Consider the following 15,930-nt stretch of genomic DNA (forward strand, 5'->3'; position numbering starts at 1 on the left):
AGGAGCTGGCTTGCCGGCGATGAACGATAACGCGGTCTGACTGAACACACGCCCACCAAAACCACCTGACCAGTGGCCAATTGCTTACCTCCCCCGCCTCTGCCACAATCGCGAACAATTCTCGTTAGTTAACACTTCCCAATCGGTGATGCTGCGTGTCGTCAGTCCAAAGCCCCCACAGTGAGCTCGTCGGTGCGTTATATCGCGACCACCGCAGTTGGCTATTGGCCTGGCTTCGACGCAATGTCGCCTGCCCGCAACGGGCCGAAGACCTGAGTCAGGACACCTTCGTGCGCTTGCTGGGCCGTGATCAACTGAACGAACCTCGCGAACCGCGGGCGTTTCTGGTGGCGATTGCCAAGGGCCTGCTGTTCGACTATTTCCGCCGCGCTGCGCTGGAACAGGCCTACCTCACCGAACTGATGCTGATCCCCGAAGGCGAACAACCGTCGGTGGAAGAACAGCAGATGATCCTCGAAGACCTGAAAAACATCGACCGCCTGCTTGGCAAGCTGTCGAGCAAGGCGCGGGCGGCGTTTCTCTACAACCGTCTGGACGGCCTCGGTCACGCGGAAATCGCCCAGCGTCTGGGCGTGTCGGTGCCGCGGGTGCGTCAGTACCTGGCTCAGGGCATTCGTCAGTGCTACATCGCACTGTACGGTGAGCCGGTGTGAACCCGGTCAGTTCCAAGCCGGTCTCGGCACAGGTGCTGGACGCCGCGATTGCCTGGCAATTGTCGCTGGATTCCGGCACCCCGGTGGAGCGCGAAGAGTTTGCCAAATGGCACGCCGCCCACGAAGAGCACGCCCGCGCCTGGCGCCAGTTGGGCATGCTCGACCAGCGTTTCAGCGTGGCCAGCGGCCCGGCCCGCACCGCGTTGCTGCAATCGCGCGAAAGCATTCGCCGACGGGTGCGCAAACTCGGCAGCGGCGTGGCCAGCATCGTTGCGGTGCTTGGCCTGGCGCTGTTTGCCGGTGATCGTTATCTGCCGGTCGACTATTGGCTGGCGGATCAGCGCACCGCCACCGGCGAGCAACGCACCCTGCGCCTGAGCGACGGCACGCTGATCAACCTCAACACTCACAGCGCCGTGGATGTGCGTTTTGATGAGAAGCAGCGCCGGGTGATTCTTCAGGAAGGGGAAATCCTCGTCGAAACCGGCCATGGCGACGCCCGGCCGTTTATCGTCGAAACCCGCGAAGGCAGCATGCGCGCGCTGGGCACGCGGTTCCTGGTCAAGCGCGAGGAAGAAGGCACGCGCCTGAGCGTGTTGCAGTCCGCCGTGGCCGCCCACCCTGAGTCGAGCACTGAAGAACAGATCCTGCACGAAGGCCAGCAAGTGCTGATGCGCAACAATGGCCTGGGGCCGATCATCGCGCTCAACCTCGGCGCCGATGCCTGGACGCGCGGCATGCTGGTGGTGGACAACGCACGGCTGGAAGACCTGGTTCACGAGCTCGGTCGTTATCGGCGTGGGCATCTGGGCGTAGCGCCCGAGATCGCCGACCTGCGCATCACCGGCAGTTTCCCGTTGCACGACACCGACTTGGCGCTGAGCGCATTGTTGCCGACGCTGCCGGTGCAGATCGAACAGCACACACCGTGGTGGGTGACGGTGGCGAAGGCTGATGCCAAGCCCTGAGAAAGTTGTCGTCTGAGCGGACGCCTTCGCGGGCAAGCCTCGCTCCTACAGGGTTTTGTGTCGAACGGTAATTCTGTGTATGACACAAAACCCTGTAGGAGCGAGGCTTGCCCGCGAAGAGGCCATCAGCCTCACCACAATTGCTGAATCTAAATTATTTTCATCCAGCCCTATCACTTTTTGATTCTCGTCCGGCACCTAGGCAATTGAGAAGTATTCCCTTTCAGGAGCCGTTGCATGTCCCGTTCGCTAAACACCTTGTTGCGCCCCAGTTTGCTGGCGGTCGCCATTGCCCTTTGCGCCCCTCTGGCCAGTAGCCAACTGATCGCCGCCGAACAAGCGTCCAGCGTTCGTGCCTACAACCTGCCGGCCGCGCCATTGGCCACAACGTTGAACCAGATCGCCAGCCAGTCGGGCCTGGCGCTGTCGCTGAATCCGTCGCTGGCGGCGGGCAAGACGTCGGCACCGGTCAATGGCCAGTTCGACGCGGTTGGCGCCTTGCAGGCGGCTTTGCGTGGCACCGGTCTGCAACTGGAACAGAGCAGCACTGGCACCTACAGCCTGGTGGCCATGCCTGAGGGCGTGGTGGCCCTGCCGGAAACCAGCGTGATCGGCGTAGAAAACACTGAAAACGCCTGGGGCCCGGTAGACGGTTACGTCGCCACTCGCACCGCTGCCGGCACCAAGACCGATACGCCGATTGTCGAAGCACCACGCTCGATGTCGGTGATCACCCGCGCCCAGATGGAAGATCGCGGCGTACAGAATCTCGATGACGCCGTGCGTTACATGCCAGGCGTGATCGCCAGCAGCTATGGCAGCGACTCCCGCGCCGACTGGCTGCGCGTACGCGGCTTCGAGCCAACCCAGTTCCTCGACGGCCTGCCGTTGCCAAAAGGTTCCTACGCCAACCCAAAGGCTGAAACCTGGAACCTGGAACGCATCACGCTCCTGCGCGGCCCGGCCTCTTCGGTATACGGCCAGACGCCACCGGGCGGCATGCTCGACATGGTCAGCCGCCGTCCCGACGTCATTGCCAGCCACGAAGTGCGAGCTGAAGTCGGCAGCAACAATCGCAAGCAAATCAGCTTCGACAGCACCGGAAAAATCGATGACGAGGGTCAGTTCCTGTACCGCGTCGACGGCGTGGTGCGTGACAGCGGCATGCCGGTCGACCACATTGATGACAAGCGCTACAACCTCGCGCCGAGCCTGACCTGGAACATCGATGACGATACACACCTGACCTTCCTCTCGCAGTTCACCCGCGACGATACCGGGGTCAGCGGCCAGTTCCTGCCTCTGCAAGGCACCAAGCTGGCTTCTCCGGCCGGGGCGAAAATTTCGCACCATAAAAACCTTGGCGATCCGGACTCCGATCACTACGACCGCACCTATTACGCACTGGGTTACGCCTTCGACCATCGCCTGAACGATGTCTGGCAGTTCAAGCAAAACCTGCGTTACACCAAAAGCGATCTGTCGTTCCAGCAAGCCTATGCGTCGTTCGGTGACGTCGTGGCGGCGGATGGCACGCTGCGCCGCCTGGTCGATCAGGTTGATGAGGACATCAGCCAGTTCGCCGTGGACAACAACTTCCAGGCCGACTTCCAGACCGGCGCGCTGAGCCATGTCGTGCTGTTGGGCCTGGACCACCAGCGGACCAACACCAATTACAAATGGCTGGAAGGCAACGCGCCCGACAGCAACGTGATCAAGCCAATCCGTGGTGCGGACTTCTCCAACGTCGCGTACACCACCTTTTACGACTACAACCAGAAAACCAACCAGACCGGCCTCTACGCCCAGGACCAGATCTCCCTGGACAAATGGCGCCTGACCCTCGGCGGTCGTGAAGACTGGATTCACAGCTCGACGCAGTTCAATAACCAGGGCGATGCCACCAACACCCAGCGCGACAAGGCTTTCAGCGGTAACGCAGGCCTGAGTTACGTGTTCGACTCCGGGATCACGCCGTACATCTCCTACACCGAGTCGTTCCAGCCTTCGATGGGCGCCGATGCCAGTTCGACCAAGTCGTTCAAACCCACCGAAGGCAAGCAGACCGAAGTCGGCGTGAAGTACCAGCCACCGGGCAGCCGCACCTTGCTGACCGCCGCCGCGTTCGACCTGCGCCAGCAGAACGTGTCGGTGTCGCAGAACAACGTCACCAGCCAGATCGGTGAATTGAAAGTGCGCGGTATCGAGCTGGAAGCCGTCTCCGATGTCACCGACAACCTGAAACTGGTGGGCTCCTACACCTACACCGATACCGAGATCCTCAAGGGCGACGACAAGGGCAACCGGATGAAACTGGTCCCGCGCAATCAGGCCTCCCTGTGGTCCGATTACACGTGGCACACCGGTGTGCTCGACGGTTTTGGCGTGGGCGCGGGCGTGCGTTATGTCGGCGATACCTACGGCAACACGGCCAACACCAACAATGGTCACGTGGGTTCGTACACCGTGTACGACGCCGCCGTGCATTACGACCTGAGCCGCATCAACCCGGTACTGGCGGGCGTTTCGGTTGACGTCACCGCGAAGAACCTCTTCAACAAGGACTACCTGTCGACCTGTGATGGCACCTGGTGCTACTACGGCGACGAGCGCAATGTCGTGGCGGCAGTCAACTACAAGTGGTAATCCGCTGAACGGTTTACAGCCACACAAGGGTCACGGTACAGCCGTGGCCCTTTTGCATTTGGATGGGTCATGAAAAGCAAAACCATTCGCCGCTGGTCCTTCGTCCACACCTGGACCAGCCTGATCTGCACGGTCTTCCTGCTGATGCTGGCACTGACTGGCCTGCCGTTGATCTTCCACCACGAAATCGACCACTTGCTGGGCGATGCCGCCGAGTTGCAGCAACTGCCGGCCGACACCCCGCAGCTGAATCTGCAGCAGTTGGTGCAGGCCGCCCAAAAACATCGCCCCGGCGAGGTCATGCAGTATTTCGGCTTCGACGAAGACGAACCGAACGCCGCCATCGCGATCATGGCGGCCACAGCCGGCACCGAACCGAATTCGTCGCACACGTTCATGCTCGACGCCCGCACCGGTGAAGCGCTGGAGATGCCATCGGCCAACGGCGGCTTCATGATGGTCATGCTGCGCCTGCACGTGGACATGTTCGCCGGCCTGCCGGGCAAGCTGCTGCTGGCGTTCATGGGGATTCTGTTTGTAGTGGCTATCGTGTCCGGGACGGTGCTGTACCTGCCGTTCATGCGCCGGTTGAAATTCGCCACCGTACGCCAGGACAAATCCACGCGCCTGCGCTGGCTCGACCTGCATAACCTGATCGGCGTCGTCACTCTGACCTGGGCGCTGGTGGTCGGCGTCACCGGCGTCATCAGTGCCTGCGCCGACCTGCTGATCGCCGCGTGGCGCAATGACAGCCTGAGCGCGATGGTCGCACCGTATCGCGATGCGCCGGCGCTGACGCAACTCGCGCCTGCGACCCGCTTGCTCGACATCGCCAAAGAAGTCGCGCCCGGTATGCAGCCAGACTTCATCGCCTTCCCCGGCACGCGGTTTTCCAGTGAGCACCATTACGCGGTGTTCATGAAGGGCAGCACGCACCTGACCTCGCATCTGCTGACACCGGTGCTGATCGACGCCAGCACCCTGCAAGTCACCGCCGTGGCCGAACGGCCGTGGTACATGGACGCCATGGGCATGTCGCAGCCGTTGCACTTCGGCGATTACGGCGGCATGCCGATGAAAATCCTCTGGGCGACCCTCGATGTGCTGACCATCATCGTGCTCGGCAGCGGGGTTTACCTGTGGGTGGTGCGGCGCAAGGCGGCAAGGCCTGTACTGGAACAAGCGGAGGCCAACGCATGAAGCCGCGGCAGTCGAACTTCTGGAAGGTCTTCTCCACGCCCATTGTCATTGCGCTGCTTAGCGCTGCCGGGTTGTTTGCGGCCTTGCTGGGCGATGGCGTTTGGGATGCGTTGAGCTGGCTGGGCCTGGGCATCCCGGCCGTCCTCGCCTTGCGCGGCCTCCTACAACGCCGATAACCACACCAAACCTGTAGGAGCGAAGCTTGCTCGCGAAGGGATCGCCTCGATCTGACTGAAGAACCGAGGCGATCCCTTCGCGAGCAAGCTTCGCTCCTACAAGTTACGTGATCCACGCGCTATGCTCCCGACACTGCAAACCGACCGAGATGCTGCCATGTCCGCACCGAGCATGACCCTCTACCACAACCCGTTGTCGCCCTTCGTTCGCAAAGTCATGGTGCTGCTGCACGAGACCGGTCAGCAAGACCGCGTCGCACTGCAAAACTGTGTGCTGACCCCGGTCGCCCCGGACCTGCCCCTGATCGATGACAACCCGCTGAGCAAAATCCCGGCCCTGCGCCTGGCCGACGGCAACGTCATCCACGACAGCCGGGTGATTCTCGACTACCTCGACCACCAACACGTCGGCAACCCGCTGATTCCCCGCGAAGGCTCGGCACGCTGGCGTCGCCTGACCCTGGCCTCCCTGGCCGACGGGATCATGGACGCTGCGGTGCTGGTGCGTTACGAAGTCGCTCTGCGCGCCCCGGAAAAACACTGGGACGAATGGCTCGATGGCCAGCGCGACAAGATCCGCCGCGCCTTGGCGCTGCTGGAAAAAGACGCGATTGCCGAGCTGACCAGCCATTTCGATGTGGCAGCGATCAGTGTGGCGTGTGCGTTGGGTTACGTGGATTTGCGCCATCCGGACCTGGGATGGCGCGAGGTGAATCCGAAGCTGGCGGACTGGTATTTTGAGGTGAGCCAGCGGCCTTCGATGGTGGCGACGATGCCGAAGGGCTAGATTTTCGCTGACTGTTCCGGCCTCTTCGCGAGCAAGCCCGCTCCCACATTTTGATCTGTGGTGTGTATAAATTCTGTGCACACTGGAGATCCACTGTGGGAGCGAGCCTGCTCGCGAATGCACCACACCGGATCTACCGGAAACAACCCAAAAATCAGCGTCGCCAAAACTTCCCCTTCCCGCTGATCCTCACGCAACCCCAACGACCGGCTCATTCCACCACCCCGATATCGAACTCCAGCGGCTTGGCCGCCTTCTGTCCGATCCCGTACCAGTCCAGTTTGCGGGTCAGCACCATGAACACGCCCAGTAACCCGAACAGCAACAACGACCCCATCAACAGCGCGTAATCCTCGGCGCTCAACAAGCCATAGAGCAAGCCATACAACGCCGCCAATCCTGCCGAAAAACTCAAGCCGTGGCGCACGCTGCGCAGCACGTGGCAGACATAGAAACCGATCAACAACACACAGCCGCTTGCCGACAACAGATACGCCAGGGCAAAACCGATGTGCTCGGACAACGACAGCAACAACAGATAAAAGAACGCCAGCGCCACGCCCACCAACGCGTATTGCACCGGGTGCACCGCCAGGCTCTTCAGGACTTCGAAGAGGAAGAAACCGGCGAAGGTCAGGACGATGAACAGCAGCGCGTATTTGATCGCCCGGTCGCTTTTCAGGTACTGGTCCACCGGGTCTATGAAGCTCACGCCGAAGCTGCGGCCGCTGAACGCGTCACAGTCGCCGCCGGACACGCAACTGCTCAACGCTTCTTGCAGGTTGGTGGAGAAAAACGAGGTCTGCCAATTCGCGGTAAAGCCCTGATCGGAGACTTCGCGTTGGGTCGGCAGGTAGTTACCGATGAAGCTCGGATGCGGCCAGTTGGCGGCCAGAGAGACTTTGCTGGTCTTGCCCACCGGGAGAACCTGCAACTGGCCGGTGCCTTGCAAACGCAGGTCGAAACCGAAGGCCAGCTCCGTGGCCTGACGTGGGTCAAGCGCTGGCAGCGTCACGTGCACACCTTCGCCCAACCAGCCCACCTGACTGCCGGGGATGAAGTCCAGGCGCTGGTCATTGAGTTCCAGTTTCAATGCATTCTCGATGCCGCGAATGTCGCTGATCCCGACAGCGAGAAATGGCTGATCGAACTGGTAGTCGGCGAAATCTTCCTTGATGCCCAGTTGCGCCGGCACCGAGAAGTGTCCGCTGATGCGGTTGTCGGCGTGGAACAGCCGCGCCTCGTAGATGCCCCGGGAACGCAGCTCGGTCTGAACCTGCCCGTCGAGTTCGAAACGCTCCGGCAGGAAGTACAAACGGCCGCGCTCTTCGCCAATGTCCTGGTAACGCTCGTTGGTTTTTTCGTTGAGTTTCCAGGTGCGCACCACTTTGCGATAAGGCACCACCATCAGCGGCCCGCTCAGGCGCTGGCTGTAGCTGGAACTGCGCGCGATGTCTTCGAGCACACCGTCGCGCAGTTCCTGGCGCTCCTGGATCACGCCGTTGATCATCAGCAACGGGATCAGCAGCAACAGAATCAGCAGGGCAATGGCCCCGAGTTTTATGGTCAGATTTCGGTTCATGGGACTCTCCCTGTTTGGATGGGGAGAGTCTGGGATGGGTGTGTGGGGGTTTTGTGGGGGGAGTATGGAGATTATGTGGAGACTGGGCTGTCCCCTTTCGCGAGCAAGCCCGCTCCCACATTGGATCTCCAGTAAACACAAAATGTGCGCCCCCAACAGATCGACTGTGGGAGCGGGCTTGCTCGCGAAGGGAGCGACGCGGTCCTAAGCCAGGCGCAAACTCACTTCAACCCCACCCTCGACATTGCCAATGCTCAATGTCCCGCCATGCAGCTTCACCACTTCCTCTACAAAATTGAGCCCCAACCCTGTGCTCTTGCGCCCACTGTCCGGACGCGGCAACGAATAAAAGCGCTCACTCAATCGCGGCAACGCGTATTCGGGAATCGCTTCGGCCTGATTGAACAGTTTGAACTCAATCTGTTCGCCAATCCGCTCGGCGCTGAATCGCAGCACGCCATTCACCGGCGTGAAATCCAGCGCATTTTCCAGCAGATTACCCAGCGCCTGACGCAACAAAAACGGTTCGCCAATGATTGCCAGATCCGTCGGAATCGACTGATCCACGCGTAACCGTTTCCCTTCGATGCGCCCGGTCTGAGCACTCAGCAGCTCATCGACCAAACCCGCCAACGGCACAGCCACCCGCTCTTCCAAGCCTTGGCGCTGCTCAACCTGCGCCAGGTTCAGCAACCGTTCGATCAACTGCTGCATCCGCACGCTTTCACTGTCGATGTTGCTGACGAAACGCTGCCGTTGCGCCAACGGCATCTCCCCTTGCAGCAACTCCGCCGCACCACGAATCGCCGCCAGCGGGCTTTTCAATTCATGGGTCAACGTGTGCACGTAACGCTCGACGTAGGCCTTGCCTTCGAGCTGCGTGCGCATCTGTTCCACGGCGGTTGCCAGTTGCTCCAGCTCACCGCCGCGATAGTGTGGAACCTCGACTCGCCGGCCTTCACTCACGGCTTTCGCATAAGCGGTCAAGCGCCGCAATGCCGCGCTCAGCCACCACGACAGCAACGCGCCAAACAGCAAGCCGAGGCCGATCAGCCCGGCGCCATACGCGAGCAATCGACGCTCGGTGCGATCGACGTAAGGCTGCAACGAACTATTGGGTTTGGCCACGGTGACCACGCCGATGATCCGACCGTTGTCGCGGATCGGCGCGCCAACGTGCATCACCGAAGAGCTGGCATCGTTCGGATCGCTGCGACTGGAGCGGGCGCCGTATTCACCGCGCAAAGTCAGCAGAACATCGTTCCAGCGCGAGTAATCCTGACCCACCGCTACACCGCTGGAATCCAGCACCACGATGCCCTTGGCGTCGGTGACGTAGATGCGGTGGTTGACCTGATTTTTCGGCAACCCCCAGATGCTCGCCTTCGGTTGCCGCTCACCATAGGCCTTGAGCAATTCGGGCCAGCGGTTCTGATTGAGCGTGCCGGCCTTGAAATCGTCGCGCAGGATCTCGGCCATCAGGTTGGCGGTATCGACCAGGGTTTCTTCGGTGGACTGACGCACACCGGGGCGGATTTCCTCCATCACGGTGTTGAGCACGAAGTAACCGGTCAGGCCGATGAACAGCACATAGACCAGGAATATCCGGATCCCCAAGGGCATCAGCTGTGCCCCGGACTGTAGCTGTAACCGAGGCCGCGATGGGTCTGGATCGGTTCGGCGTCAGCCTTCACCAGACGCAATTTGGCGCGCACGCTCTTGATGTGGCTGTCGATGCTGCGCTCATACCCGGCGTCGGCGGCGACGCCCAGCGCATCGAGCAACTGCTCGCGGCTGAACACGCGTTCGGGTTGTTCCAACAGGCATTGCAGCAGACGGAATTCGTGGCGGGTGAGGCTCAGCAACTGACCGCGATAGCAGATCTGTACCCGCTCGCTGTCGATGCGAAACAGCGCAGATCCTGGGTCGGCCACCGCACGCGGCGCCATGCGTTTGAGGATGGCCCGCACACGCGCCGCCACTTCCCGTGGGCTGAACGGCTTGACCACATAATCGTCGGCACCGATTTCCAGGCCCACGACACGGTCGATTTCCGCATCACGCGCGCTGAGGAAAATCACCGGCACTTCACTGAAACGGCGCAGTTGCTTGCAGGTTTCGAAGCCGCTGATATCCGGCAGACCGATGTCGAGAATGATCAGATCGGCCGGCGTCTGCCGCTGATGCTCCAGCGCGGCGGCGCCAAGGCTCAGCCACGTCGTGGTGAACCCTTCGCCCTGCAAGGCGAAAATCAGGGTGTCGGCAATCGCCGCTTCGTCTTCGACAATCAGGATATGAGGCATGGCGTCCGAGCCCGGCAGTTGAGTGGGCGAACGGTGCCCCATGCCTCACGTCACGTCAATGAGACCACTTGAAATCAGCAGTCGGGCTTGTCCGCCGTAAAACGCCGCGCCGGGTTCACGGCCGCGCCGAATTCACGCAGGGCTTTGGCGCCGATCAGCAGCGGGTAGTTGAAGCTGCTGCGGTCGGTGAGGTTGACCTCGACCGTGCGCTTGACGTTGCCCAGGCACAGTTCCAGATCGACCACCGGGCGCTTGGTGGGCGCCGCGACATCTTCATCCTCGTCCTCTTCGGAGCGGGTCTTGATCTTGCTGATCCGCGCGACCTTGTGTTCGTAGACCTTGTTGCTCGCGTCTTTGGTGGCGAGACGGAAGCGCACCCATTCTTCGCCGTCGCGGGTGAAGGTTTCGATGTCCTTGGCCGACAGCGAGGCGGTCAGGGCGCCGGTGTCCATTTTGGCCTTGAGCACTTCACCGCCGATTTCCGGCAGCGCAATGTATTCGTAGCGCCCGTACAGGGTCGGCTCGGCGGCCAGGACCGGCAGGGCCACGAGGGAAAGCAATGCGAGGAGGGATTTCACGTAAGAGGCATCCTGGGAAAGTGGGCAGCGGAATTTTAGACCGTCGGTGAGCAATTCGTTCGTTCTTGGGATCGCTTCGCGGGCAAGCCTCGCTCCTACAGGGTTTCGCGTCGTTCAAAAAAACATGCGTACACCCCCAATCCACTGTAGGAGCGAGTGGTGCGGCATCCCGACTTGCCCGCGAAGAGGCCGGAATGATCACCACAGCCCCAGCATACTCACGCAACCGTGAAACATTCGTTCCCCCCGATTTGGCCTGTCGCCCGAAGCTGCTTATCATGGCGCGCCCAAACGCTTTCAAGAGTTACTTATGCGCCGCCTGCTCACCGGCTGTTTCGTTACCCTGCTGCTGTTGCTCAACACCCTGGTCCTGTTCGGGCCGCTGATGGTGTTTGCCCTGCTCAAACTGGTCCTGCCCGGCCGCTTGCGTGATTACGCATCAGCGGCAGTGATGTGGATCGCCGAGACCTGGGCCGAGATCGACAAGCTGATCTTCCGACTGTGCATCCCCACGCAATGGGACGTGCGGGGCGGCGATGACCTGCGGGTCGACACGTCGTACCTGGTGATCAGCAACCACCAATCCTGGGTGGACATTCCGGCACTGATCCAGACCCTCAACCGGCGCACGCCGTTCTTCAAGTTCTTCCTCAAGAAAGAACTGATCTGGGTGCCGTTCCTGGGCCTGGCGTGGTGGGCGCTGGATTACCCGTTCATGAAGCGTTACACCAAGGCGTTTCTGGCGAAGAACCCGACGCTTGCCGGCAAGGACCTGGAGATCACCAAAGCGGCGTGCGAACTGTTCAAGCGCCAGCCCGTGACGGTGGTCAATTACCTGGAAGGCACCCGGTTCACGGCGGCGAAAAGCACTCAGCAGCAGTCACCGTTCACCCATTTGCTCAAGCCCAAGGCCGGCGGCGTGGCGTTTGTGCTGGCGGCAATGGGTGAACAGCTGGACGCCATTCTCGATGTGACGGTGGTGTATCCGCAGCAGAAGATTCCGGGGTTTTGGGATTTGATCAGCGGCAACGTGCCGAGGGTCATCATTGACATCAAGACCCGCGAACTCGACCCCGCGCTGTGGCAGGGCGATTACGAGAACGATCCGGTGTTTCGCGAAACGGTCCAGAACTGGGTCAACCAGCTCTGGATCGAGAAGGACCGGCGCATCGACGCCTTGCGCGCCGAGCGCCGCTGAATCAGGTGCCGGCGCCCCAGATCCCGCCCAGGTTCTGCAGCAGCGAGCCGGCGACGCCCTGCTGACCGAGGTATTGCAGAATCAGCGGGGCAAACTGACCGATCATGCCGCTTTCCATGCCCAATGCGCTGAACGCATTGTTCAGGTCATTGGTGTCCTTGACGTTGCCCAAGACATTGTCCAGTCCGGCCACCTTGCCGGACGAACCGAGCAAACCGGCGATGGCACCCAGTTCACCGCCGCCGGACAGCATGTCGATGCCCGGTACGCTTTGGGCCAGTTCCGAATAGTCGGTTGAACTCAATTGATTCTTCGCCAGGCCGAGCATCGCTCCGGTACCGCCAAGCAATTGTTGTGGCGTCAGGTTCAACTCGCTGAGCGCACCCAGCAGATCGGCTGTTTCAGCAGTCGGCGCTGCCGCTGTGGTGGCGTTATCGTCTTTCATGCCGGAAATGGCACTGGCTGCATCGCTCAAGCTGAACTGCGCGAAGACCGGACTGGCCGCCAGAGTCATGAGCGATGCCAGTACAAAACCACGTGAAAACTTCATCCAGACATCCTCTTGCGCCATGAAAACCGCCCGGCAATGGGCGGGAAAACCTGCCGGTTTGACTCGGCTTCTGCCGGCATGTTCCTCAGCGCTACGCCCATTTTGAGCCCGTTCGTCACTGGACAGATGAATGGCTCAAACAAAAACGGCGACCCGAGGGTCGCCGTTTTGCATTGCGTGAAGCCTTATGCCGCGCTGAACAGTTTGTGTGGATCGATCACAAACTTCTTCGGCACGCCTGCATCGAACTCACCGTAGCCCTGAGGTGCTTGATCCAGGCTGATCACCTGAACGCCCACCACTTCGGCGATGTTGATGCGGTCCCACATGATCGCCTGCATCAGCTGGCGGTTGTACTTCATCACCGGAGTCTGGCCGGTGTGGAAGCTGTGGGATTTGGCCCAGCCCAGACCGAAGCGAATGCTCAGGCTGCCCATTTTCGCGGCCGCGTCCACGGCACCCGGATCTTCGGTGACGTACAGGCCTGGGATACCGATTTTGCCGGCTACCCGAACCACGCCCATCAACGAGTTGAGTACGGTGGCCGGAGCCTCGTGCTTCACGCCGTCATGGCCGTGACCACGCGCTTCGAAGCCCACGGCGTCGATGGCGCAATCCACTTCTGGCTCGCCCAGCAATGCGGCGATTTGTTCGTGCAGTGGAGTGTCCAGGGACAGGTCGGCAATTTCGAAGCCCTGCGCCTTGGCGTGCGCCAGGCGAACGGTGTTGACGTCACCGACGATGACCACTGCCGCACCCAGCAGGCGAGCGGAAGCGGCAGCCGCCAGACCAACCGGACCGGCACCGGCGATGTACACCGTGCTACCTGGGCCAACGCCAGCAGTCACTGCGCCGTGGTAGCCGGTCGGCAGGATGTCGGAGAGGCAGGTCAGGTCGCGGATTTTTTCCATCGCGCGATCGCGGTCAGGCAGTTTCAGCAGGTTGAAGTCAGCGTACGGCACCATTGCGTACTCAGCCTGGCCGCCGGTCCAGTCGCCCATGTCGACGTAACCGTAAGCACCGCCCGGACGTGCCGGGTTAACGCTGAGGCAGACGCCGGTGTGCATTTCCTTGCAGGAACGGCAGCGCCCGCAAGCCACGTTGAACGGAACGGACACCAGGTCGCCGATCTGCAGGTTCTCGACGTCGCTGCCCTTCTCGATCACTTCACCGGTGATTTCGTGACCCAGTACCAGACCGGTTTGTGCGGTGGTACGACCACGCACCATGTGCTGGTCGGAACCACAGATGTTGGTGGAAACCACGCGCAGGATCACGGCGTGATTGATCTTCCTGCCACGCGGGTCCTGCATTTTCGGATAGTCGATTTTCTGTACTTCGACCTTGCCAGCGCCGAGATACACCACACCACGATTGCCAGACATGCTTTCACCTCGCTGTTGTTTTTATGTAATAGCCGCGTCGCCCAGGATCGGCGGCGCGTTGATTGCTCGGGTTATTGCCTGTGTGTCTTGTGTTGTTTGTTATGGCCCCTTCGCGGGCAAGTCGGGATGCCGCACCACTCGCTCCTACAAGGGCAACTCGCTCACCTGTAGGAGCGAGGCTTGCCCGCGAAGGCGATCTAAAGAACGACGGTGCGATTGGCGTTCAAAAACACCCTTCTTTCGATGTGATACCCAACCGCTCTGGCCAACGTCAGCCCTTCGATATCCCGCCCCTTGGCGATCAAATCTTCCGGGTAATGACTGTGGTCCACCACCTCCACGCCCTGGGCGATGATCGGGCCTTCGTCCAGGTCGTTGTTGATGTAATGCGCCGTGGCGCCGACCAGTTTCACGCCCTTGTTATAGGCCTGGTGATACGGCTTGGCGCCTTTGAAACCGGGCAGCAGGGAGTGGTGGATATTAATCGCCTTGCCATCGAGTTTGCGGCACAGCTCCGGCGACAACACCTGCATGTAGCGCGCAAGGATCACCAGCTCGGCACCGGATTCTTCGATCACCTGCAACACCTGGCGCTCTTGCGACGGTTTGTCGTTCGGGTCGAGCGGGAAGTGGTAGTACGGAATCTGGTGCCAGTCGGCCAACGGCTTGAGGTCCGGGTGGTTGGAAACCACGGCGGCGACGTCCATCGACAACTGGCCGATGCGTTGGCGGTAGAGCAAATCATTGAGGCAGTGATCGGCCTTGGAGACCATGATCACCACTTTCGGGCGGTGATGCGGCGGGGTCAGCTCGAAGATCATGCCGAACGCCTGGCCACGCTCTTCCAGCCCTGCGCGGAAGGCTTGTTCGTCGAAGCCGTCAGGCTGCCGGAATTCCACGCGAATGAAGAAACGACCCGAGAGCCGGTCATCGAACGAATGGTGCTCGGTGACGTAGCAGCCCTGCTCGAACAGAAAGCGGGTCACCGCGTCCACGGTGCCGAGGACGCTTGGGCAGTCGGCGGTCAGAATCCATGTGTCTGGGGCGCGGCTCATAGTGCGGTGACTCCTGTTGTTATGGGCAACCGCTGCGCGGTTGATCGCCGGCAAGCCGGCTCCTACATTTGGAATGCATCTCCCTGTAGGAGCGAGGCTTGCCCGCGAAGGCAATCTCAGGCCTGAACGCTAAGCCCGTACTCGGCCGCCGCATCCTGCAACCACAACCACCAGTAATCCGAGAAGCTGCGACGGATCAGCAGTTCCCAGGTGTCTTCGGCGGTGTGGCGGATCACCAGTTGCGACTTGGCAAACACGGTGCCGACAGCCTTGCCGACCGGGAAGCTGTTGGGGTGTACGTCGTAGCTGGTGGACTTCATCAGCACCTGGCGCACGTTCGGACCGCTCAGTTCGAGGATCTGCTGGCCACCGCTGACGTTGACGATCTGGATGTGCAGGTCGCCCAGCGCTTCACGGAGCTTTTTCTCGGCGGCAAATTCTTCGCCGGTCGGCACGATCAGCAAATACTCATCCGGCCCCATCCATTGCAGGCTGGTTTCGCCCTTGACGATCACAGTCAGCGCGCTCGGCAATTCGATGCCCAGGGCCTTGTGCACGCCAGCGGCAAACGCGGCATCGTGGCCATCGCCACGGATGGTCAGGTGGCCGAGGAGTTTTTTCTCACGCACGATCACGCCGGCGTTTTTGCGACCCTTGCCGACCAGGCTGGCGAGGTCGGCATGATGCAGCGACGACTCGGCCTTGGCCCCGGTGGTTGGGCGTTGTTGGTAAACATTGGCTGCGGTCATAAAGCACCTGTTCCTGAAGTTCTTGCATCTCACCTGTGGGAGCGAGGCTTGCCCGCGAAGGCATCGACTCGGTTTTACT

At 61.0% G+C, this 15,930-nt stretch carries 15 protein-coding genes; 7 read left to right on the forward strand and 8 right to left on the reverse strand.

The window, feature by feature from the left end; translation table 11 throughout:
• Positions 1-155 precede the first annotated feature (155 nt).
• The 6 genes from ACM6IO_RS29525 (at position 156) to ACM6IO_RS29550 (ending at position 6,451) form a co-directional block, all read left to right on the forward strand.
• Positions 156-674, forward strand: coding sequence for an RNA polymerase sigma factor (locus ACM6IO_RS29525; protein ID WP_032829214.1), 519 nt, complete (start codon positions 156-158; stop codon positions 672-674).
• Entirely contained in the window at positions 671-1,642 is a 972-nt protein-coding gene (locus tag ACM6IO_RS29530; protein ID WP_008035007.1) for a FecR domain-containing protein, read from the forward strand. The genes ACM6IO_RS29525 and ACM6IO_RS29530 overlap by 4 nt, the downstream gene beginning before the upstream one ends.
• Positions 1,643-1,879: 237 nt before the next feature.
• Positions 1,880-4,288: a TonB-dependent siderophore receptor gene (locus ACM6IO_RS29535; RefSeq protein ID WP_414912699.1), complete on the forward strand. Its 2,409-nt coding sequence runs from the start codon at positions 1,880-1,882 to the stop codon at positions 4,286-4,288.
• A 69-nt stretch (positions 4,289-4,357) separates the two neighbouring features.
• Positions 4,358-5,488 (forward strand): PepSY-associated TM helix domain-containing protein, encoded by a 1,131-nt coding sequence (locus ACM6IO_RS29540; RefSeq protein ID WP_008045147.1) that lies wholly within the window; start codon positions 4,358-4,360, stop codon positions 5,486-5,488.
• Positions 5,485-5,664 (forward strand): hypothetical protein, encoded by a 180-nt coding sequence (locus ACM6IO_RS29545; protein ID WP_008045153.1) that lies wholly within the window; start codon positions 5,485-5,487, stop codon positions 5,662-5,664. Before ACM6IO_RS29540 ends, ACM6IO_RS29545 begins: the two co-directional genes overlap by 4 nt.
• A gap of 157 nt (positions 5,665-5,821) precedes the next feature.
• A complete protein-coding gene (locus ACM6IO_RS29550; protein ID WP_008045154.1) occupies positions 5,822-6,451 on the forward strand; it encodes a glutathione S-transferase in 630 nt (209 codons plus the stop codon).
• A 211-nt stretch (positions 6,452-6,662) separates the two neighbouring features.
• Here ACM6IO_RS29550 and creD read toward each other — a convergent pair whose 3' ends face one another.
• The 4 genes from creD to ACM6IO_RS29570 all read right to left on the reverse strand — a co-directional run bounded on the left by creD (position 6,663) and on the right by ACM6IO_RS29570 (position 10,914).
• Complete coding sequence (gene creD, locus ACM6IO_RS29555) at positions 6,663-8,033, reverse strand: cell envelope integrity protein CreD (protein WP_207284833.1); 1,371 nt, start codon at positions 8,031-8,033, stop codon at positions 6,663-6,665.
• Between the two features lie 204 nt (positions 8,034-8,237).
• On the reverse strand, positions 8,238-9,656 hold the full coding sequence (creC, locus tag ACM6IO_RS29560; protein WP_414912700.1) for a two-component system sensor histidine kinase CreC: 1,419 nt from the start codon (positions 9,654-9,656) through the stop codon (positions 8,238-8,240).
• Positions 9,656-10,336 (reverse strand): two-component system response regulator CreB, encoded by a 681-nt coding sequence (gene creB, locus ACM6IO_RS29565; protein WP_414912701.1) that lies wholly within the window; start codon positions 10,334-10,336, stop codon positions 9,656-9,658. The genes creC and creB overlap by 1 nt, the downstream gene beginning before the upstream one ends.
• Before the next feature lie 74 nt (positions 10,337-10,410).
• Positions 10,411-10,914 carry an ATP-dependent zinc protease gene (locus ACM6IO_RS29570; protein WP_008045158.1) on the reverse strand — a complete coding sequence of 168 codons (504 nt, stop codon included), beginning with the start codon at positions 10,912-10,914 and terminating at the stop codon, positions 10,411-10,413.
• A gap of 310 nt (positions 10,915-11,224) precedes the next feature.
• On the opposite strand from ACM6IO_RS29570, the gene ACM6IO_RS29575 reads away from it, so the two are divergent.
• On the forward strand, positions 11,225-12,112 hold the full coding sequence (locus ACM6IO_RS29575; protein WP_414912702.1) for an acyltransferase: 888 nt from the start codon (positions 11,225-11,227) through the stop codon (positions 12,110-12,112).
• A 1-nt stretch (position 12,113) separates the two neighbouring features.
• Here the strand turns inward: ACM6IO_RS29575 and ACM6IO_RS29580 are convergent, their stop codons facing one another.
• The 4 genes from ACM6IO_RS29580 to ACM6IO_RS29595 all read right to left on the reverse strand — a co-directional run bounded on the left by ACM6IO_RS29580 (position 12,114) and on the right by ACM6IO_RS29595 (position 15,851).
• Complete coding sequence (locus tag ACM6IO_RS29580) at positions 12,114-12,662, reverse strand: DUF2780 domain-containing protein (protein WP_192227599.1); 549 nt, start codon at positions 12,660-12,662, stop codon at positions 12,114-12,116.
• A gap of 185 nt (positions 12,663-12,847) precedes the next feature.
• Positions 12,848-14,047, reverse strand: coding sequence for a formaldehyde dehydrogenase, glutathione-independent (gene fdhA, locus ACM6IO_RS29585; RefSeq protein ID WP_008035029.1), 1,200 nt, complete (start codon positions 14,045-14,047; stop codon positions 12,848-12,850).
• A 197-nt stretch (positions 14,048-14,244) separates the two neighbouring features.
• Entirely contained in the window at positions 14,245-15,102 is an 858-nt protein-coding gene (gene purU, locus ACM6IO_RS29590) for a formyltetrahydrofolate deformylase (RefSeq protein ID WP_008035031.1), read from the reverse strand.
• Positions 15,103-15,218: 116 nt separating this feature from the next.
• Positions 15,219-15,851 (reverse strand): sarcosine oxidase subunit gamma, encoded by a 633-nt coding sequence (locus ACM6IO_RS29595; RefSeq protein WP_008035033.1) that lies wholly within the window; start codon positions 15,849-15,851, stop codon positions 15,219-15,221.
• Between the last annotated feature and the right edge of the window lie 79 nt (positions 15,852-15,930).

Source organism: Pseudomonas sp. IT-P44 (assembly GCF_949768225.1).
Taxonomy (GTDB): domain Bacteria; phylum Pseudomonadota; class Gammaproteobacteria; order Pseudomonadales; family Pseudomonadaceae; genus Aquipseudomonas; species Aquipseudomonas migulae.